Source organism: Actinoplanes sp. NPDC048988 (assembly GCF_043197815.1).
GTDB lineage: Bacteria > Actinomycetota > Actinomycetes > Mycobacteriales > Micromonosporaceae > Actinoplanes.
This window is the reverse complement of the sequence record NZ_JBICTW010000019.1, coordinates 49008-67967: the sequence shown is the minus strand read 5'-3', so window position 1 is coordinate 67967 and position 18960 is coordinate 49008. Positions and strand designations below refer to the sequence as shown.

The window sequence follows — 18960 nt, the reverse complement described above, 5'->3', positions numbered from 1 at the left end:
GAGGGCGGGAGAAGACTGGCGCGAACTCGTTGTCCGCTTGACGGACGAGCGTCCGAGAGGAGCTGCGATGAGCACGAACAGCCGGCCGACCATCCTGCGTAACGGCCTGGTCCTGACCATGGACGACTCACACACCGTTCTTTCCGGGGCCGACGTGCTCGTGGTCGACGGCCGGATAGCCGAGGTCGGCACCGGCCTCACCGCGCCCGAGGGCGCCCTCGAGATCGACGCCACCGGCGGCGTGATCATGCCGGGCATGATCGACACCCATCGGCACATGTGGCAGACCGCCATGCGCGGCTACGGGGCCGACTGGACCCTCACGCAGTACTTCGTCTGGTACTACCTGGAATCGGGCAAGCTGTTCCGCCCCGAGGACATCCACGCCGGCAACCTGCTGGCCGCGATCGAGGCGATCGACGCCGGCGTCACCACCACCGTGGACTGGTCACACGGCCTGCAGACCGCCGATCACGCCGACGCCGCGGTCGACGCGCTCGAGGCCGTGCCCGGCCGGTTCGTCCTGGCCTACGGCAACATCCAGCAGGGACCGTGGGAGTGGGCGACCTCCGGCGCCTTCCGCGACTTCTACCGCCGGCGGGTCGACGGCGGCAAGCTCGCCGGGTTCCAGATGGCCTTCGACGTCACCGGCGACCCGGCCTTCCCGGAGAAGGCGGCCTTCGAGGTCGCCCGCGAGCTCGGCGTCGCCGTCACCACGCACGCCGGAGTCTGGGGCGCCACCAACGACGACGGCATCCGGCTCATGCACGAGAACGGATTCATGGGTCCCAGCAACGTGTACGTGCATGCCGCCACCCTCACCCACGACTCGTACAACCGGATCGCCGCCACCGGCGGCTCCGTCTCGGTCTCCACCGAGAGCGAGCAGAGCGCCGGCCAGGGCTACCCGCCCACCTTCCAGCTGCGCCACCACGACATCCCGGTCTCGCTGTCGATGGACACCAGCGTCTGGTGGAGCGGTGACCTGTTCTCCGCGATGCGCACCACGCTCGGGGCCGACCGCTCGCGTGAGCACCTGGAGGCGCACTCCAAGCAGGAGACCGTGACACACGCCCACCTGCGGGCCGAGCATGTCGTCGAGTGGGCGACCCGGGGCGGCGCCCGCGCGCTCGGCCTGGACTCCCAGCTCGGCGCGCTCACGCCGGGACGGCAGGCCGACATCGTACTGATCAAGAACGACGCGTCGCCCGTGATGTTCCCGGTCCTGCACCCGTACGGGCACGTCGCCTTCCAGGCGCAGCGCGGCGACGTGCACACCGTGCTGGTCGGCGGCCGGGTCGTGAAGCAGGACGGCCGGCTCGTCGACGTCGACCTGGCCGCCGCCCGGGCCAAGGTCGAGGCGACCGTCGACTACCTGCGCGAGACGATGGGTGAACAGGCCTGGCGGCGCGGGATGAACCCCGACGTGCCCGAGACGGCGATCCGTGAGAACCCGTACCAGTACACCGAGTGGGACGCCGGATCGGCGCAGTGGAAGCATTAGGAGATGACCGACACCGGAAGGGGCACGGGGCCTGACTTCATCGAGGCCCTCGCGCGCGGCCTTGATGTCCTGCGTTCCTTCCGTCCGGGCCAGCCGTCGATGACGCTGAGCGACATCGCGGCCGAAACCGGCCTGGCCCGGCCTACGGTGCGTCGCATTCTGCTCACGTTGGAGGCGCTCGGCTACGCGCGCAGTGAGGGCCGCGGCTTCGCGCTGACCCCGCGGGTGCTCGAGCTGGGCATGGCGTACGTCAACTCGCTGAACCTGTGGGAGGTGGCCCGGCCGCACATGGAGGAGCTGGTCGGCATCACCGGCGAGTCGACCTCGATGGCGCAGCTTGACGGCTGCGACATCGTCTACGTGGCCCGGGTGGCGGTACCCAAGATCGTGACGTTGGCGGTCTCGATCGGCACCCGGTTCCCGGCCCCCGCGACGTCGATGGGCAAGGTGCTGCTCGCCGCGAAGGAGCCCCGGGTGGTGCCCGAGATCCTGGCCGAGCACTCCCGGTCGGGCATCGTCGCGCGGTACCGGCCCACGCTCGACGTCTTCATGACGGCGCTCCTGGAGGTGCGGGCTCGCGGCTGGGCGCTCGCCGACCAGGACCTGGCGCCCGGGATCAGGTCCGTCGCCACGGGCGTGCGCGACGGCAACGGCCAGGTCATCGCGGCGATCAACGTGACCGTGCACGCGGCCGAGACGTCGGTCGAGACCCTGGTCCAGAAACACCTGCCCCACCTGCTGCGCACCGCCGCCGACATCAGCGCCGACTACGCCCGCCTGGCCGCCGTCCCCACCACGACGGTCGCCGCCGCCGCCATGACCGACGCCGCCTCGGCCACGATGGACGCCGCTTCCCACTACTGACGCCACCTCCACCGCGACGGCGCCGCCCCCACACCACGACCGGCGCCCGTCCCTACACGACGACCGGCGCCGCCCGCGCCACGACAGGCGCCCGTGGCCACGTCACCACCCGTCCCGCCCCTTCACGACGGGCGCCGTACCGACGTCCCCACCCGTCCCGCCCCGTCACGACGGGCGCCGTACCGACGTCCCCACCCGTCCCGCCCCGTCACGACGGATGCCGTCGCGCAATGACCGGGGACGTCCGCGCCGGGATCGAGGGCTGCGCCCGGGCGTTGGCGTTTGGGCCGGTCGCGCTTCCAGACTGTGCTAAGGGCCGCTTGGGGCGGGCCATCGGCGGGTATGAGTGAATTTCATGAAGGTGGTGTCTGAGCTCTTCGAACCCGAGCCGCCACGCTGGGGCCTCCGGGGTGATCCATGGGTGTGGCGGGCGATGGCCGAGCGGCTCGCCACGACCTATCTACCGCCGTCCCTCAGTGAGGTCGAGCGGCTGCTCTACGCCGAGTTCGACCGCCTGGTCAGCGTCAACCTGGCCTCCGAGACCACCGCGTGGGTGGTCCGTGAGGAGTTCGCCCACGGTGGGCCGTCCAGCGGAGCCGTCCACCTGGACATCTGGCGAGCAGAGCTCATCCCCCTGCTCCTCGACCGAGCCAGCAGCCGAGTAGGCGGCTGACCGAAGGACCACGACCGAGCCAGCAGCCGAGTAGGCGGCTGACCGAAGGACCACGGCCGGGCCAGCAGCCGAGTAGGCGGCTGACCGAAGCGCCACGACCGGGCTAGGGGTTTGAGCGCGACCACTCACGCACGTCGCCCGGGTGGGGTGAGCGTTCCGGGCGCGCAGCGCCCTGCTCGCCCCGCCCGGGCCCTCGGCGGGAGCAGCGATCTGTACGCCCCACCCCGCTACGACATCCTGCCTTTGACCTGGAAAGGCTCAGTGGCCGTTGAAGGCGTCTCGCATGCGGCTGAAGAAGCCGCCCTGCTTGCTGAGCTCGGCCACGTCCTCGCCTCGGGTCTTGGCGAAGTCGCGCAGCATGCGTTCCTGGTCGGCGGTCAGCTTGGTCGGGGTCTTGACGTCGAGGTGAACGAACAGGTCGCCCCGGCCCTGGCCCCTCAGGTGGGGCACGCCCTTGCCGCGGATGCGCAGCGTGCTGGCCGGCTGGGTGCCGGATTTGACCTCGATGGCCTCTTCGCTGTCCAGCGTCTTGATCGTCAGGCGGGTGCCCAGCGCGGCCGCGGTCATCGGCAGCGTCACCCGGCAGTGCAGGTCGTCGCCCTTGCGGGAGTAGACGTCGTGCGGGCGCTCGTGGATCTCCACGTACAGGTCGCCGGGGGTGCCGCCGCCGGGGCCGACCTCGCCCTGCTGGGCCAGGCGGATGCGCATGCCGTCCTCGACGCCGGCCGGGATCTTCACCGTCAGCGAGCGGCGGGTGCGCACCCGGCCGTCGCCGGCGCAGGTCGGGCACGGGTGCGGGATGACCGTGCCGTGGCCCTGGCAGGTGGCGCAGGGGCGCGACGAGACCACCTGGCCGAGGAAGGTGCGCTGCACGCTCTGCACCTCGCCGCGGCCACCGCACGTCTCGCAGGTCGCCAGGTGGGTGCCCGGCGCCGTGCCCGCGCCCGAGCACTGGGTGCACAGCACCGCCGTGTCGACGGTGATCGGCGCCTCGACGCCGAAGGCCGTCTCGTTCAGGTCCAGCTCGAGCCGCAGGATCGCGTCCGCTCCGGGCCGGGTGCGGGGGCGTGGGCCGCGGCCGCCGCCGCCCGCCGCCGAGCCGAAGAAGGCATCCATGATGTCCTGGAAGCCGACGAACGGGCCGCCGGCCCCGCCGGGTCCGCCGGGACCCATGCCGCCGCCGGGCGCGAGCGGGTCGCCGCCCAGGTCGACGATCTGGCGTTTCTGGTCGTCGGACAGGACCTCGTACGCCGCGTTGATGTCCTTGAACTTCTCATGCGCTTCCGGGTCCGGGTTGACGTCCGGATGGTACTGCCGAGCCAGTTTGCGGTAGGCGCGCTTGATCTCGTCGTCGGTGGCTTCCCGGCTCACGCCGAGAATGCCGTAGTAGTCCTTGGCCACGGGCTCCGCAATCCTCGTCAATTTTGTGCTAGAAGGTCGCCCACGTAGCGTGCCACCGCGCGCACGGTCGCGATGGTGCCGGGGTAGTCCATCCGGGTGGGGCCGAGCACACCGAGCCCACCGACGATCGTCGCACCGGGGCCGTACCCCGTGCTGACCACGGACGCCGACCGCAGGTTGTCGATCTCGTTCTCGTCGCCGATCCGGACCCGCGTGGTGCTCGGTTCCAGGTCGCCGATCAACTTCAGCAGGATGACCTCTTCCTCGAGGGCTTCGAGGACCGGGCGGAGGGTGCCTTGGAAGTCCAGCACCCCACCTCTTGTCAGGTTAGCCGTACCCGCCAACGCGAGGCGTTCCTCACTGCGCTCGACCAAGGTCTCGAGGAGCACCGAGGCCAGGCACGCCATCGTGGCCCGGCTTTCCGGCGCGCAGTCGTCGACCAGGCCCTGCACCAGCGGTGGGGTGTCGGCGAGTTTCTTGCCGGCGAGCTTCTCGTTGACGCGGCGGCGCAGGTCGGTGACGTCCTCGGGCGGCACCGGGCCGGGCAGCTCGACCAGCCGCTGCTCGACGCGGCCGGTGTCGGCGATCATCACCAGCATGAGGCGCGTGGTGGAGATCGGCACCAGCTCGAGGTGACGCACCGAGGAGCGGGCCAGCGACGGGTACTGCACGACCGCGACCTGGCGGGTGAGCTGGGCGAGCAGGCGCACCGTGCGGTGCACGACGTCGTCCAGGTCGACGGCGCCGATCAGGAACCGCTCGATGGCTCGCCGCTCGGCCGGGCTCAGCGCCTTGACCTTGGAGAGGCGGTCGACGAACAGCCGGTAGCCGGCGTCGGTGGGCACCCGGCCGGCGCTGGTGTGCGGCTGCCGGATGTAGCCCTCCTCCTCCAGCACCGCCATGTCGTTGCGCACAGTGGCCGGGGAGACGCCCAGCTGGTGGCGCTCGACCAGTGCCTTGCTGCCGACGGGCTCCTGGGTCTCGACGTAGTCCTCGACGATCGCCCGAAGCACTTCGAGCTTGCGGTCATCGAGACTCATATGACCCCTCCCCCACTGCTTTGGCACTCCGGATGACAGAGTGCCAGTCTACGTCGCCGCGGACGGCAGCGCGATGATCGAGTGCGGATGAATAGACAGGGCATCAGCATGTCGCCCTCGACCGCATTGAAGTGCGGCCCTACCGTGTCAGCCATGACTGAACCGCCTCGTCCGCCTGGTGAACCGAACCCGAATGACCCCACCAGGCCGTTCAACCCTTATGCGGCTAACGACCCGACTTCCGGATCGACACCGCCGCCGTACACCCCGCCGCCGGGTTACGGCCCGCCGCCCGGATATCAGCCGCCCCCGCCGGGCTACCAGCCGCCTCCCCCGGGTTACCAGCAGGGATACGGCGGTGCTCCCACGCAGGACGACCGCACGTGGATCCTGGTCGCCCACTTCGGCGGGGCCGCGGGCGCGTTCCTCGGCGGTGGCCTCTCCGGCTGGATCGCGCCGCTGATCTCGCTGCTGGCCAAGGGCAACCTGTCGCCGTCGGTGCGCGCCGAGTCGGTGAAGGCGCTCAACTTCCAGATCACCTGGGCGATCGTCACCCTGATCGGCTGGGTGACGTCCTGCATCGTCATCGGCTTCATCATCATTCCGGTGGCCGCGCTGATCGCCATCATCTTCGGCATCATCGCCGGTGTGAAGGCGAGCAACAACGAGCCGTACGACTATCCGATGTCGTTGAAGCTCATCAAGTAGCCGAGCCGGGCACGGGGGCCCGGCGTTCCACAGTCAGACGACGTCGCGAATCACGGCGTCGGCCAGCAACCGGCCACGCAGGGTCAGTTCCAGACGCCCTTTCTCGTACGCCCGGGCGTCAAGCAAGCCGTTGGCCAGGGCCTGCTTGGCGCCGACCTGGTCGACCCGGTCGAGGGCGATGCCGTCGCGCAGCCGCACGCGCAGCATGACGTCCTCGACGTGCCGGTCCTCGTCGGTCAGCAGCTCGCGCGCGTGACCGGGCGAGACACCTTCGGCCAGCCTTTGCGCGTACGCCGTGGGGTGCTTGACGTTCCACCAGCGCACCCCGCCGACGTGGCTGTGCGCGCCCGGCCCGAGACCCCACCAGTCGGCGCCGGTCCAGTAGAGCAGGTTGTGCCGGCAGCGGGCCGCGTCCGAGGTGGCCCAGTTCGACACCTCGTACCACTCGAAGCCGGCCCCGCTCAGCTGCTGTTCGGCCGCCAGGTAGCGGTCGGCGGCGACGTCGTCCGAGGGGTACGGGATCTCGCCGCGCCGCATGCGGGCGGCCATCCGGGTCCCGTCCTCGACGATCAGGGAGTACGCGCTGACGTGGTCGACACCCGCGTCGACGACCGCCCGCAGCGACGCGTCGAAGTCCTCCGCCGTCTCGCCCGGCGTCCCGTAGATGAGGTCGAGGTTGACGTGCTCGAACCCGGCTTCGCGGGCCTCGCGGGCGGCCTGCGGCGCGCGGCCCGCCGTGTGCTTGCGGTCCAGGATCCGCAGCACCGCGGGCGCCGCCGACTGCATACCGAGCGAGATCCGGTTGAAGCCGTGCTTTCGCAGCGTCCTCAGATACGACAGATCAACAGATTCCGGATTCGCCTCAGTGGTCACCTCGGCGCCGGGCGCCAACCCCCACGTCTCATCGATCCCGGCGAGGATCCGCCCGAGATCGTCCGCGCTCAGGAGCGTCGGCGTTCCGCCGCCGAAGAACACCGTGTCCACTTTTTCGGGATTTACGGCTTTACTTGCCAGCCTCAACTCGCGCAGAACCGTTTCGGCATACGCCTCCCGGCTGCCCCCGCCGCCCAGCTCCGACGCGGTATAGGTGTTGAAATCGCAGTAACCGCATCGAGAAGCGCAGAACGGCACGTGGACATAGACCGCGAATCCGTTCTTGCCGGCCTCAGCCGTCGCGGTCGCGGGAAGCGACCCGTCGGAAGGAACAGGTAAACCATCGGGAAGTGCGCCGGCCATCCCTCAAGTGTGCACGCCGCCCGTTAGGGTGCCGCCATGGCTCTGGTCCGTACCGTCACCGACGCCGGGGTGACCACCATGACCCTGGACAGCCCGGCGAACCGCAACGCACTCTCCACCCCCCTGATGCGCGAGCTGCTGGACGCGCTGGCCGAGGCCGTGACCGACGCCTCGGCCCGGGTCGTGGTCCTCTCGCACACCGGCCCCGTGTTCTGCTCGGGCGCCGACCTCAAGGAGACCGCCGAGGCCCGCGAGACCGGCCGGGTCCCGGCCGAGCTCCTGGCCGACGTCCTGGCCGCGCTCTGGGAGTTTCCCAAGCCCGTGGTCGCGCGCGTCGGCGGTCCCGCCCGCGCCGGCGGGCTCGGCCTGATCGCCGCCGCCGACATCGCCGTCTGCACGACCGAGGCGACGTTCGCCTTCTCCGAGGTACGCCTCGGCGTCATCCCGGCCGTCATCAGCGCCACCGTGCTCCCCCGCCTGGCGCCGCGCGCGGCGGCCGAGCTCTACCTCACCGGCGACGTCTTCGACGGCGCCCGGGCGGCCGAGATCGGCCTGGTCACCGCGGCCGTCGAGGCCACCGATCTGGACGCCTCGATCGAGCGGTACTGCGCCGGGCTCGTGCGCGGCGGGCCACTCGCCCTCGCGGGCGCCAAACAACTTCTCCGCCGTACGCCCAAGGAAAGCGTCCGCGAGGAGCTCGCAGAACTCTCTCAGCGTTCGGCCGGATACTTCCGCTCGGCCGAGGGCCGCGAAGGTGTCGCCGCCTTCCGGGAGAAGCGCGACGCCGCCTGGGTCCCAGCGACCGGTCAGCAGTGACCAGGTAGTGGTGATCTCGTTGACTACTCTTGTTGCCTGAACAACTTTGGGGGTGTGGGTGCGCAGGACACCGGTCGTGGCGGCACTGGCGGTGGTGACGCTCGTTGGTGCGCTCGGCGTGTTCGCCGTCGTCCGCTCCTTCTCCGGCGGCCTCAAGCTGCCCAAGATCGGCCCGGAGTGCGTCGTGCGGGCCGACGGCGAGGTGACGCTCGACTACGTGCAGATGGCCAACGCGGCCACCATCACGGCCGTGGGCGTCCGCAAGGGCATGCCCGAGCGGGCCGTGGTGATCGCGCTGGCCACCGCGCTCCAGGAGTCGAAGCTGGAGAACCTCGACACCGGCGACCGCGACTCGGTCGGCCTCTTCCAGCAGCGTCCCAGCCAGGGCTGGGGCACGGTCGAGAAGATCAAGGATCCGAGGTATTCGGCCGACCGGTTCTACACCGCGCTGAAGAAGGTCAAGGGCTACCAGAAGATGCGGGTCACCGACGCCGCGCAGAAGGTGCAGCGCTCGGCCTACCCGAACGCGTACGAGAAGTGGGCCGACGAGTCCGCCGTGCTGGCCAAGGCGCTGACCGGCCGGGCCACCGGCGCGGTGGAGTGCTCGGTGAGCGGTTCGCCGGTGCTGCGTGGCGCCGCCGCGTCGGCCGCCCTGATGGAGGGCCTGCGGCTCGACTGGGGCAAGGGCCTGACCGAGTCGGCGACCGCCGGGCCGGTGGCCGGCCTGACCGTCGCGGTGGCCGACGTGAACGCCGGCTGGCGCTATGCCCACTGGCTCGTCGCCCATGCCTCGGCGACCGGTCTCGAACGGGTACGTTTCGCCGATCTGGAGTGGCACGCGCCGGACGGCAAGTGGCAGGCGGCGACCGCGCAGGGTGGCGCCGACAGGGGCCGCGTGATCGCCGAAGTGTTCGATTGACGTCCGATTTTCGGTGTGTGGCCGGAAATTTCGGACGGCGTTTTACTCACCCTGAGTGATGTTGAGCGTTTTCGGTACGCAGTTGCGTAGCGTATACATAGACGTGGACAGACAGCTACCGTCCTGGTACTAAGTAGGACGTGTCGAGGGCGATCGAGTGGATCCTTCTAGGTTCTGGCAGCTGTCTGGCGATCCTGGCCGGTGTGCGGGCGCATCGCCCGGCCCGGTTCGGCCCCTGGCTGCTGCTGGCCGGCGCAGTCGCGTCACTGGCCACGGGCGACGTCTTCTTCGCTCTGCGTGATCACGGCCTGGCCGACGGGTTCTATCTGGCGATGTACGTGCTGGTCGCCGGCGCGCTGCTGCGTTTCACCAGCGGCGGGTCAGTGATCGACGACCGGGCCCGGCTGATCGATCTGCTCGCCTTCGCCTGCGCCAGCCTGCTGGTCCTGTGGGTCTTCGTGGTCGGCGGCATGTCCGAGCTCGGCGGCATCTCGGCGGCCGACGTGATCGGCTCCATCCTGCTGGTCGGCGTCGCGGTCCGGCTCAACCTGGCCACCGGGCGCAACGTCGCGGCCATGCTGCTGCTGGTCGGCGCGCTGGGCATGCTGGCCGGCGACATCGCCTACCCGCTGGCCCCGGGCACGGCGACCGAGACCGGCTACCGGGTCCTCTATGTGGCCTGGGGCCTGGCCGCCCTGCATCCGTCGATGAGCCGGCTCACCATGCCCGAGACGCCGCGCCCGCCCGCCTGGCGCGGTCACTGGGCGGCACTGCTGGTCCTGTCCGTGGCGACCCCGCCACTGGTCCTCATGATCGAGGCGCTCACCGGGACGGTGGACGACGGTGTGCCGATCGCCGTGGCCGCTGTGATCACACTCACCCTCACCATCACCCGCCTGGCCGACGCGGTGACCCTCAACAGCCGCGCCCTGGCCCGCGAGCGCGGCCTGCGGAGCGCGAGCGCCGACCTGGTGGCCGCGCCCGACCTGCCCGCCGTCGACGAGGCGGTCCGTTCCGCGGTGGCCCTCCTGCTTCCGGAGCAGACGGTACGGCGTGTGGTCTTCGCCACCGACGACCGGCAGATGGCGCTCGAGGCCCTGCCGCCCGCTCCCGCCGGCCGCCGCCCGCGCAGCTGGTGGACCGACGAGTCACCCACCGCCGAGGGCACCCTGATCTGCCCGCTCTGGCTGGAACCGCTGGCCGTGGCCCGCCCCAGCGGCGGCGCCCTGGTCCTGACCGGCCGCCGCGACGCCCTGGTCGCGGCCCGCGACGCGCTCGAGGTCCTGGCCGGGCAGGCCGCCCTGGCCCTCGACCGGATCAGCCTGGTCGAAGCGGTCGGCCGCCGCGACAGCGACCTCTACCTGCGCGCTGTGATCCGCAACACAGCCGATCTGATGCTGGTTCTCGACGAGGATCAGCGCGTCCGCTACGCCAGCCCCGGCCTGCACGAGCTGCTGGGCGACGACGACCTCTCCCCGCTCTCCACCTTCGCCGACCTGGCCGACGGCGACGACCGGGGCCAGATCCGCCGGGCCTTCGCCTCCGGCGGCGACGGCACGATCTTCTGTGCGCTGCGCCGGCCGGACGATAGCCGGGTGCTGGTCGAGGCCACGTACCGCGATCTCCGCCAGGACCGTCTGGTCCAGGGTTTCGTGGTGACGATGCGCAACGTCACCGAGGGCCAGCCGGCGGTCGAGACCCTTCCGCACCGGGATCAGGTGGAGGACCTGCCGGCCTGGGTCAATCGCCGCAGCGCCCAGCACAAGTTCCGGTACTAGCTTCCGGCCTTTCCCGGAAAGCACGAAGCGCCGGACCACAATGGTCCGGCGCTTCGTTTGGCTTGCCTTATCGGGTGAGGCGGCGACGACCGCCGACACCCGCCACCAGGGCAACACCGATCGCGGCCAGGACAACCTGGAAGAACAGCTCGATCCAGTCGAAGCCCTTGGTGTCCGCGACACCGGTCGCGCGGGCGATCACGGTGCCCAGCAGGGCGGCCACGACGCCGATGACCAGGGTGAGCCACAGCGGGATGTTCTGCTTACCCGGAACAACCAGGCGGCCCAGGGCGCCGATGATCAGACCGACGATGAGCGCGGTGATGATGCCGGTGACAGTCATTGGGGGTTCCTCCTCGGGGGTGGAGCAAGTTGTTGCGTCCGTCGAGACCATGTGTTCCCGAGCTCCCCGAAAACCAAACCGCCCTATTTTTTATTTGCTCCCTTGGTGTCCGCGGAGTCGGATGTCGAGAGCGCGGCGATGAAGGCTTCCTGCGGCACTTCCACCCGCCCGACCATCTTCATCCGCTTCTTGCCTTCCTTCTGCTTCTCGAGCAGCTTGCGCTTACGGCTGATGTCACCGCCGTAGCACTTCGCGAGCACGTCCTTGCGGATGGCCCGGATGGTCTCGCGGGCGATGATCCGGCTGCCGATGGCGGCCTGGATCGGGACCTCGAACTGCTGCCGCGGAATGAGTTTCTGCAGCTTGGCCGCGATGGTCACGCCGTAGTTGTAGGCCTTGTCCTTGTGCACGATCGCACTGAAGGCGTCGACCGGCTCGCCGTGCAGCAGAATGTCCACCTTGACCAGATCGGCCACCTGCTCGCCGGAGGGCTCGTAGTCGAGCGACGCGTACCCCTTGGTCTTGCTCTTGAGCTGGTCGAAGAAATCGAAGATGATCTCCGCGAGCGGCAGCGTGTACCGCAGCTCGACCCGCTCGGACGACAGGTACTCCATGCCGAGCAGCGACCCGCGCCGGCTCTGGCACAGCTCCATCACGGCGCCGACGTAGTCGTTGGGAACGAGCACAGTGGCCCGTACGACCGGCTCGTGAATCTCAGCGATCTTGCCGGTGGGGAACTCGCTCGGGTTGGTGACGATCTTCTCCTCGGCGTCCTCGGTGAAGACGCGGTAGACCACGTTGGGCGCGGTCGAGATCAGATCGAGGTTGAACTCGCGCTCCAGCCGCTCACCGATGATCTCCAGGTGGAGCAGGCCGAGGTAGCCGACGCGGAAGCCGAACCCGAGCGCGGCCGAGGTCTCCGGCTCGTAGACGAGCGCGGCGTCGTTGAGCTTGAGCTTGTCGAGCGCGTCGCGCAGCGCCGGGTAGTCGGAGCCGTCGATCGGGTAGAGGCCCGAGTAGACCATCGGCTTCGGGTCTTTGTAGCCGCCCAGGGGCTCGGTGGCGGGCCGGACGTTGCCGGTGACGGTGTCACCGACCCGGGACTGGCGAACGTCCTTCACGCCGGTGATCAGGTAGCCGACCTCGCCGACGCCGAGCGCGCCGGCCTTCTCCATCTCGGGCGACACGACGCCGATCTCGAGCAGCTCGTGCACGGCGCCGGTGGACATCATCTTGATCCGGTCGCGGGCCTCGATCCGCCCGTCGATCACCCGGACGTAGGTCACCACGCCCCGGTAGACGTCGTACACCGAGTCGAAGATCATCGCCCGGGCCGGGGCGGCCGCGTCGCCGACCGGCGCCTGGAACTGCCGCACGATCTCGTCGAGCAGGTGGTCGACGCCGACACCGGTCTTGCCGGAGACCCGCAGCACGTCGGTGGGCTCGCAGCCGATCAGCTTGGCCAGCTCCTCGGCGTACTTCTCGGGCTGCGCGGCCGGCAGGTCGATCTTGTTGAGCACCGGGATGATGTGCAGGTCGTTCTCCATCGCCAGGTACAGGTTGGCGAGGGTCTGCGCCTCGATGCCCTGCGCGGCGTCGACCAGCAGGATCGCGCCCTCACAGGCGGCGAGACTCCGGGAGACCTCGTACGTGAAGTCGACGTGGCCCGGGGTGTCGATCATGTTGAGGACCGCGGTCTCGCCCGTGCGGTCACCCTCGCGGACGACCCAGGGCATGCGCACGGCCTGCGACTTGATCGTGATGCCACGTTCACGTTCGATGTCCATGCGGTCGAGGTACTGCGCACGCATCTGACGCGGGTCGACCACCCCGGTGATCTGCAGCATGCGGTCAGCCAGCGTCGACTTGCCGTGGTCGATGTGGGCGATGATGCAGAAGTTGCGGATCCGAGCGGGATCGGTGTTGCCGATCACGTTCACGCCGGGGTCGAGCGGTCCAGGCACGATCTTCCGTTCTTCTCAAGCCGAAGTACGCCGGCAATCCACCGACACGCTCTATCGTCCCACGCCCGCGCGGCGGCCCCCGCCCACACCCGTTCAAGCGCTCCGAACCCCACCCACTCCGAGCCGCCACACCACCGCCAGTGCCGCCCCACCGCACCCTTGAACGGCAAGAGCACCGCCGCCCCTGAGCGGCACGAGCAGCCCCCACCCCTCCGACGCCCTTGAGCGGCACGAGCAGCGTTACCGGTCCGACGCCCTTGAGCGGCACGGCCCGCCGACGCCCGGCGGCTGCCTGCGCTCAGACGCACTCGAGCGGCACGAGCGGCGCCGGAGGCAGCTCCACGCTGATGGCGTCCCCGGCCCGAACCGGCCCGCCACGGAGCACGACGGCCATGACCCCGCCCTTGCGCACCACGTTGCCCTGCTCGTCCTGCCCGATCACTTCCTTGAGCAGCCCCCGCTGGAACCGGTTGATCTGCTGGCACGGGTTCCGCAGCCCGGCAAGAATCACCGCCGGCCGCGGGTCTTCCCCGTTCTCCCGAGCCGCCGCATCGCTCCGCTCCGCCGCAGCCGCCACCCCCGCCGCCGCCACCGCCGTGGCCTCGTCCAGCGTCGCCGCCCCAGCCGCCTCCAGCACACCCGCCAGCGCAGCCGAGCCGTCGACTCCCCCGGCGCCGTTGGCCCCAGCAGCACCCGCCCGGGCGGCACCCAAACCGGCAACACCCGCCCCGGCAGCACCCAAACCGGCAACACCCGCCTCGGCGGCACCCAAGCTGGCAGCGTCCGGCCCGGCGGCACCCAAGCTGGCAGCGTCCGGTCCGGCGGAACCCGAGCCGGCGGAACCCGAGCCGGCGGAACCCGAGCCGGCGGAACCCGAGCCGGCGGAACCCGAGCCGGCGGAACCCGAGCCGGCGGAACCGGAGCTGGCGGCGTCCGAGACAGCGGCGGGCCGCGGCGGGCCGAAGCGCAGGATCGTGCCCAAGGGCAGCCCGAGCAGGTCGACGCCGCTGGTCGTCACGTTCTCGCCCAGGTTGCCGGGGTTGACCGAGTAGCCCTTCTCACCGACCTCCCCGAAAAGCTCCTCGTGGATCAGGTGCACCTGCCGCAGGTTGGGCTGCGTGGGATCCAGCTTCACCCGGTGGCGATGCCGCACGTTCACCCCGGCGTGCACGTCACCCTCGACCCCGAGGCCCGCCACGAGCACGATCTCGTCCCGCGCCGGCTTGGTGAACGAGTAGACGTCGTTGCGACTGACCGAAGCGACCGTTCCCCGGAGAAGAGTCATGTGCAGAGTCTCGCCGGGCCGCCCGGCCGGCTCGACCCGTTTCCCGCACCCCGGAACGCGGACGCGGGTTCGTCAATCCGGCGGCGCCAGGAACAACGCCGACAATTTGGGCAGCCGCCTCTGCATCTCCTCCTCGTTGTCGAAATCCCACAGGTCTCCCGCGTCGGGCCGCGTCGCGGGCCGGTCCTCGGCCGGCAGCTCCTGCCCGGTGGCCTGCGCGTAGGCGTCGGCCGCGATGTGCAGCACCTCCTCGGCTTCGAAGACGGCGCCGGTGTCGGCCGCGTTCTTCACCGCCTGCACGTTCGCCAGCGAGTCGGGCGCTTTCACCGTGCGGGCCACCGCGTCCCGGCCGTGCGCGATCAGCCAGCCCCGGAAGCTGTCGAAGCCCTCGTCGTCACAGCCACCGTTGATCAGGTAGGCCGCCGCCCACAGGTCGGCCGTGCCCGAGGCGACCATGACCTTGTCGAGATGTCGACCCCAGGCCACGATCTCCTCCGGATCGCGGGTCGCCAGGTCGGCGGCGGCGCGCTTGGCCACCTCGGCGGGCGAGGCGGGCCGGTCGGCGGTCGCTCGGCCGATGACCGCCCAGAAGTCGTCGGTTCTCATGACGAGGATCCTGCCAGCGGGGTACGACAAGAACGCGCGCGGCAGGATGGTGCCGTGCGGCCGATTTCCCTCCCCGACGTGCCATACGGCGCCACCGCCGTACGGCCGAATTGGTCTGACCTGCCGAAAAGCGTGCGTAAGGCGATCACCGCGAGACTCGGCGCGCCGGTCGTCGCCGCGCGTGGCGCCGGCGGCGGCTTCACCCGGGCCTTCGCCGCCGTCCTGACCACCGCCGACGGGCCCAGCTTCTTCGTCAAGGCCGCACCCCTCAAGGACCCCACTTCCGAGTGGTACGCCCGTGAGGGCTGGATCACCTCGCTGCTGCCACCCGGGGTCGCGGCCCCCCGACCGCTGTGGTCGATCGCCGAGGCCGGCTACTTCACGCTGTGCCTGGAGGCCGTGGACGGGCACGTACCGGCGCTGCCCTGGTCGCCGGCCGAGCTGGACGCCGCGCTGTCGGCCTGGTCGGCCGCCGCGCGGGCCCTGGCCGTACCGTCGCCCGAGCTGCTGGCGAGCGGCATCCCGGCCCTGCCGGAGATCATGCGGGCCGAGATGTCCTGGTGGTCGGAGATCGCCGCCGGCCGGGAGCCGATGCCGCACACCGCACGGGACACCGTCGCCCCGGGCCGCCTCGCCGAGTTGGCCGAGCTCGAACGGGCGGCGCCCGCCCTGGTCGCCGGCTCCGGCCTCATGCACGGCGACCTGCGGATCGACAACATCATGATCGACGGTACGGGCGCCGCCCGCCTCTGCGACTGGACGTGGCCGTGCCTCGGAGCGCCCTGGTTCGACACCGTCACGCTGCTGGTGACCGCCTTCGCGAGTGGGCTCGACGCGGACGCGTACCTCCGGGAATGGAACGCCCCACCGGACGGGGTCGACGGCGCCCTGGCCGCGCTGGCCGGGTATTGGCTCGTACGGGCGGCCGGCGGGCCGAGCAGCGCGTCCCCGCACAGCCGTCAGCATCAGCGTTTCAGCGGCGAGCAAGCGCTGTCCTGGCTGGCCACGCGCCGAGGCTGGCCGGCCTCATGAGGCCCTGAGCTGGGCACCGTTTTGGCGGCGCGCCCCGGTGCTGGTAATCTGGTCCTTCGCGTGTGGTGACGCGCCGTTGATCGCTGTTTCGACAGAGACTTGGGGCCACCCCGCTGAGACCGTTTCCGAACAACTAGTCAGGACAAGGCTGTCGCGTGGCGAACATCAAGTCCCAGATCAAGCGCAACCGGCAGAACGAGAAGGCCCGGCTGCGCAACAAGTCGGTCAAGTCGTCGCTGAAGACCGTGATCCGCAAGCTCAATGAGGCGAGCGAGGCCGGCGACGCGCAGACCGCTACGACGCTGCTGCGTGACGCTTCCCGTCAGCTGGACAAGGCCGTCAGCAAGGGCGTCATCCACAAGAACCAGGCGGCGAACCGCAAGTCGGCCATCGCCAAGCGCGTCGCGGCGCTCTCTGCCTGATCATCGCTGATCCGCTCGGCCGCCTGATCCGTCAGGGGCCGAGCGTTTGGCTGTTCGCCGCTTTCGCTGTTCACCGCAACGGCAGTCACCGGGCATCGCCGGACCCAGGGGTCCGCGGCGGTGCCCGGTGTCGTTTCGGCTATTCGTAGCGGCGGGTGGCCGACTGGCGGATCCACTGCTGCTGGACCTCGGCCTTCTCGACCCACGGCCGCTTGACGGGCGCGCCCCGCCCACTGTCGATCAGGCCCGGCAGCCGCCGCGTGGCATCCTCGGACACCCGCACGGCCGGCGCGTGTTCCACCGGACCGTACGCCGAAGCAGGCCCGTACGCCGCCGGAGCAGGACCGTACGGCGAGGCCGGTCGCAGCGGCGGGCTCTCGCTCATCGCGGCCCTGGTCGCCGGGTGGGACTGGATCAGCGAGCCCGCGATGACGTCGTTCAGCTTGACCATCACCGCGACCGTCGCCGGCAGGGCCAGGACGCCCCACCAGCTGACCAGCTCGGCCAGCGCGAGCAGAATGCCGAGAGCGACAGCGCCCTCGAGGTAGACGAAACACAGGAACCCACTCGGCGCCACGTGGTGGAGCCGCAGCATGCGCGCGTAGAGCGGCTGGTGAACGGCGGTCATCGGCCACCGCCCCGGCGCGCGGCGGCGACCGCGAACACGGCCCGCTCCAGCGCGTATCCCCGGTCCTCGGCGCCGCCCTTGACCGCGGCGTTGCAGTCGGCGGCCGCGCGCATCGCGTCGACCAGCCCCTCGGGCGTCCAGCCGCGGGCGCGCTCCTGCGCCCGCTGGATCTTCCAGGCGGGCATGCCCAAGGAGCTGGCCATCTGGTACGGGTTCCCGCGCCCCGCCGAGGCGACCTTGGCCACAGTCCGCACCCCGTCGGCGATGGCGTCGGCGATCGGCACCGGGTCGACGCCGACGTGCAGCGCCCACCGGAGCGCCTCGAGCGCACCCGGCACGTCGCCGACCATCGCGGCGTCGGCCACCGTGAAGCCGCTCACCTCGGCCCGGCCCTTGTAGTAGCGCGCCACCACGGCCTCAGTGATCTTGCCGTCGGTGTCCGCCATCAGCTGCGAGCAGGCCGCCGCGATCTCCCGCAGGTCGTTGCCGACCGAGGCCAGCAGCGCGGCCGCGGCCGCCTCGTCGCAGCGGCCCCCGTTGCGCCGGAACTCGTCGCGCACGAAGGCGACCCGCTCGCGGTCGCCCTTCAGTTTGGCCGCCGCCACCACTGTCGCCCCGGCCGACCGCAGCCCGTCGGCCAGCGCCTTGCCCTTGGCCCCGCCGAGGTGCGAGACGATCAGCGAGACCTCCGGGTCCGGGTTCTTGGCATACGCCACCAGGGCGGTGATCAGGTCTTTCCGCGCGTCCTGTCCACTGCGGACGACCAGCACACGCCGGCCGCCGAACAGGGACGGGCTCAGCATCTCGGCCACCTCACCGGCCGACAGCGCACCCGCCTCGTACTCCCGGACGTCGGCGCCGGGATCGGCGGCCCGCGCCCCCTCGACCGCCGCCGTGATCGCACGGGAGGCGAGCAGTTCCTCATCGCCTTGGACGAGCAGCAGCGGGGGAGGCGCGGTGTTCACGTCCAATATCGTCGCACGAGGGACTGACGTTTCCGCGTGGCTCACTCCTTAGCGCAGGCGCACCCGCCAGAGAACGCGAAACCCGACATATCGGCGTTCTGCCATATCCCCGGCCACAACACCGTCACGCAATCAGGCCGCATACCCCACCCGGCCGCCGGCGACGACCCGAACGTCCATCGACCCCCGTCCCCCGCGACAAGCGGTGCCCGAAAGGACGACCCCGGGCGTGTCGTCACTTCAGCAGGTCGGACGGCACCATCGAGCCGATCCAGGCGTCGACCCGTACGCCCCGATGCACCAGCCGCTGCCGCAGGACCGCCTCGTACCGAAACCCGGCCTTCTCGGCCACCCGCCGCGACGCGACGTTGCCCACCTCGGCCCGCCACTCGATCAGCCCGAGCCCGAGCGGCCCGAAACCCCACCCGCACAGGGCCCGGACCGCCGCCGTGGCCAGCCCACGCCCCCGCGCCTTCGGGTCCATCCAGTAGCCGATCTGCGCCGCCCCACTCCCGTCCAGCCCGAACCCGACCCGCCCCAAGGGCACGTCCTCCCCCGCCCGCTCGACGACGAACTCGGCCCGCTGCCGGCGAGGCCACGCCGCGATCGCCATCTCCCGTACGAAGTAGTCCGCGTCCGACAGGCGATAGGGAATCGGAATCTGGAGGTATTTCTGCACGGCCGGATCCAGCGACACCTCGTAGACCCACGGGATGTCCGCCTCCGTGAACGGCCGCAGCCTGATCTCCCCCGCTTCGACCACATCAAGTTCCACC

The 18960-nt window shown here is 70.6% G+C and carries 19 protein-coding genes; 9 read left to right on the top strand and 10 right to left on the bottom strand.

Features of this window, described 5'->3' with window-relative positions; genetic code table 11:
• Window positions 1-67: 67 nt before the first annotated feature.
• The 3 genes from ACGFJ7_RS39210 (at window position 68) to ACGFJ7_RS39200 (ending at window position 3041) form a co-directional block, all read left to right on the top strand.
• On the top strand, window positions 68-1504 hold the full coding sequence (locus ACGFJ7_RS39210; protein ID WP_360251830.1) for an amidohydrolase family protein: 1437 nt from the start codon (window positions 68-70) through the stop codon (window positions 1502-1504).
• Between the two features lie 3 nt (window positions 1505-1507).
• Window positions 1508-2368 carry an IclR family transcriptional regulator C-terminal domain-containing protein gene (locus ACGFJ7_RS39205; RefSeq protein ID WP_360251827.1) on the top strand — a complete coding sequence of 287 codons (861 nt, stop codon included), beginning with the start codon at window positions 1508-1510 and terminating at the stop codon, window positions 2366-2368.
• A gap of 364 nt (window positions 2369-2732) precedes the next feature.
• Window positions 2733-3041, top strand: a complete 309-nt coding sequence (locus ACGFJ7_RS39200) for a hypothetical protein (RefSeq protein WP_360251824.1) — start codon at window positions 2733-2735, stop codon at window positions 3039-3041.
• A 258-nt stretch (window positions 3042-3299) separates the two neighbouring features.
• Here the strand turns inward: ACGFJ7_RS39200 and dnaJ are convergent, their stop codons facing one another.
• Window positions 3300-4442 carry a molecular chaperone DnaJ gene (gene dnaJ, locus ACGFJ7_RS39195; RefSeq protein WP_360251821.1) on the bottom strand — a complete coding sequence of 381 codons (1143 nt, stop codon included), beginning with the start codon at window positions 4440-4442 and terminating at the stop codon, window positions 3300-3302.
• 17 nt (window positions 4443-4459) lie between these two features.
• Window positions 4460-5482: a heat-inducible transcriptional repressor HrcA gene (hrcA, locus tag ACGFJ7_RS39190; protein ID WP_360251818.1), complete on the bottom strand. Its 1023-nt coding sequence runs from the start codon at window positions 5480-5482 to the stop codon at window positions 4460-4462.
• Window positions 5483-5635: 153 nt separating this feature from the next.
• Between hrcA and ACGFJ7_RS39185 the strand changes: the two genes are divergently transcribed.
• Window positions 5636-6190: a DUF4870 domain-containing protein gene (locus tag ACGFJ7_RS39185; protein ID WP_360251815.1), complete on the top strand. Its 555-nt coding sequence runs from the start codon at window positions 5636-5638 to the stop codon at window positions 6188-6190.
• Window positions 6191-6223: 33 nt separating this feature from the next.
• On the opposite strand, the gene hemW is transcribed toward ACGFJ7_RS39185, so the two are convergent.
• The gene (hemW, locus tag ACGFJ7_RS39180) at window positions 6224-7426 is read right to left on the bottom strand and encodes a radical SAM family heme chaperone HemW (protein ID WP_360251812.1); all 1203 of its coding nucleotides are present in this window, start codon (window positions 7424-7426) and stop codon (window positions 6224-6226) included.
• 36 nt (window positions 7427-7462) lie between these two features.
• Between hemW and ACGFJ7_RS39175 the strand changes: the two genes are divergently transcribed.
• From ACGFJ7_RS39175 to ACGFJ7_RS39165, 3 genes are all read left to right on the top strand, one after another.
• Window positions 7463-8242 carry an enoyl-CoA hydratase-related protein gene (locus ACGFJ7_RS39175; protein ID WP_360251809.1) on the top strand — a complete coding sequence of 260 codons (780 nt, stop codon included), beginning with the start codon at window positions 7463-7465 and terminating at the stop codon, window positions 8240-8242.
• Window positions 8243-8294: 52 nt separating this feature from the next.
• Entirely contained in the window at window positions 8295-9161 is an 867-nt protein-coding gene (locus ACGFJ7_RS39170; RefSeq protein WP_360251806.1) for a hypothetical protein, read from the top strand.
• Window positions 9162-9301: 140 nt separating this feature from the next.
• Window positions 9302-10939, top strand: coding sequence for a PAS domain-containing protein (locus tag ACGFJ7_RS39165; RefSeq protein WP_360251803.1), 1638 nt, complete (start codon window positions 9302-9304; stop codon window positions 10937-10939).
• A 67-nt stretch (window positions 10940-11006) separates the two neighbouring features.
• Here ACGFJ7_RS39165 and ACGFJ7_RS39160 read toward each other — a convergent pair whose 3' ends face one another.
• From ACGFJ7_RS39160 to ACGFJ7_RS39145, 4 genes are all read right to left on the bottom strand, one after another.
• Window positions 11007-11282, bottom strand: coding sequence for a GlsB/YeaQ/YmgE family stress response membrane protein (locus ACGFJ7_RS39160; protein ID WP_097320277.1), 276 nt, complete (start codon window positions 11280-11282; stop codon window positions 11007-11009).
• 83 nt (window positions 11283-11365) lie between these two features.
• On the bottom strand, window positions 11366-13246 hold the full coding sequence (gene lepA / locus ACGFJ7_RS39155) for a translation elongation factor 4 (RefSeq protein WP_360251799.1): 1881 nt from the start codon (window positions 13244-13246) through the stop codon (window positions 11366-11368).
• A 298-nt stretch (window positions 13247-13544) separates the two neighbouring features.
• Window positions 13545-14531 (bottom strand): MOSC domain-containing protein, encoded by a 987-nt coding sequence (locus ACGFJ7_RS39150; RefSeq protein WP_392646976.1) that lies wholly within the window; start codon window positions 14529-14531, stop codon window positions 13545-13547.
• 72 nt (window positions 14532-14603) lie between these two features.
• A complete protein-coding gene (locus ACGFJ7_RS39145) occupies window positions 14604-15137 on the bottom strand; it encodes a DUF4240 domain-containing protein (protein ID WP_360251793.1) in 534 nt (177 codons plus the stop codon).
• Between the two features lie 54 nt (window positions 15138-15191).
• Between ACGFJ7_RS39145 and ACGFJ7_RS39140 the strand changes: the two genes are divergently transcribed.
• Complete coding sequence (locus ACGFJ7_RS39140; RefSeq protein WP_392646974.1) at window positions 15192-16169, top strand: phosphotransferase; 978 nt, start codon at window positions 15192-15194, stop codon at window positions 16167-16169.
• 155 nt (window positions 16170-16324) lie between these two features.
• Entirely contained in the window at window positions 16325-16591 is a 267-nt protein-coding gene (gene rpsT / locus ACGFJ7_RS39135; RefSeq protein ID WP_360251787.1) for a 30S ribosomal protein S20, read from the top strand.
• A 139-nt stretch (window positions 16592-16730) separates the two neighbouring features.
• Here the strand turns inward: rpsT and ACGFJ7_RS39130 are convergent, their stop codons facing one another.
• From ACGFJ7_RS39130 to ACGFJ7_RS39120, 3 genes are all read right to left on the bottom strand, one after another.
• Window positions 16731-17219, bottom strand: a complete 489-nt coding sequence (locus tag ACGFJ7_RS39130; protein WP_392646972.1) for a hypothetical protein — start codon at window positions 17217-17219, stop codon at window positions 16731-16733.
• Window positions 17216-18193 carry a DNA polymerase III subunit delta gene (gene holA, locus ACGFJ7_RS39125; protein WP_360253129.1) on the bottom strand — a complete coding sequence of 326 codons (978 nt, stop codon included), beginning with the start codon at window positions 18191-18193 and terminating at the stop codon, window positions 17216-17218. The genes ACGFJ7_RS39130 and holA overlap by 4 nt, the downstream gene beginning before the upstream one ends.
• Before the next feature lie 226 nt (window positions 18194-18419).
• Window positions 18420-18959, bottom strand: coding sequence for a GNAT family protein (locus ACGFJ7_RS39120; protein ID WP_360251781.1), 540 nt, complete (start codon window positions 18957-18959; stop codon window positions 18420-18422).
• Window position 18960 lies beyond the last annotated feature (1 nt).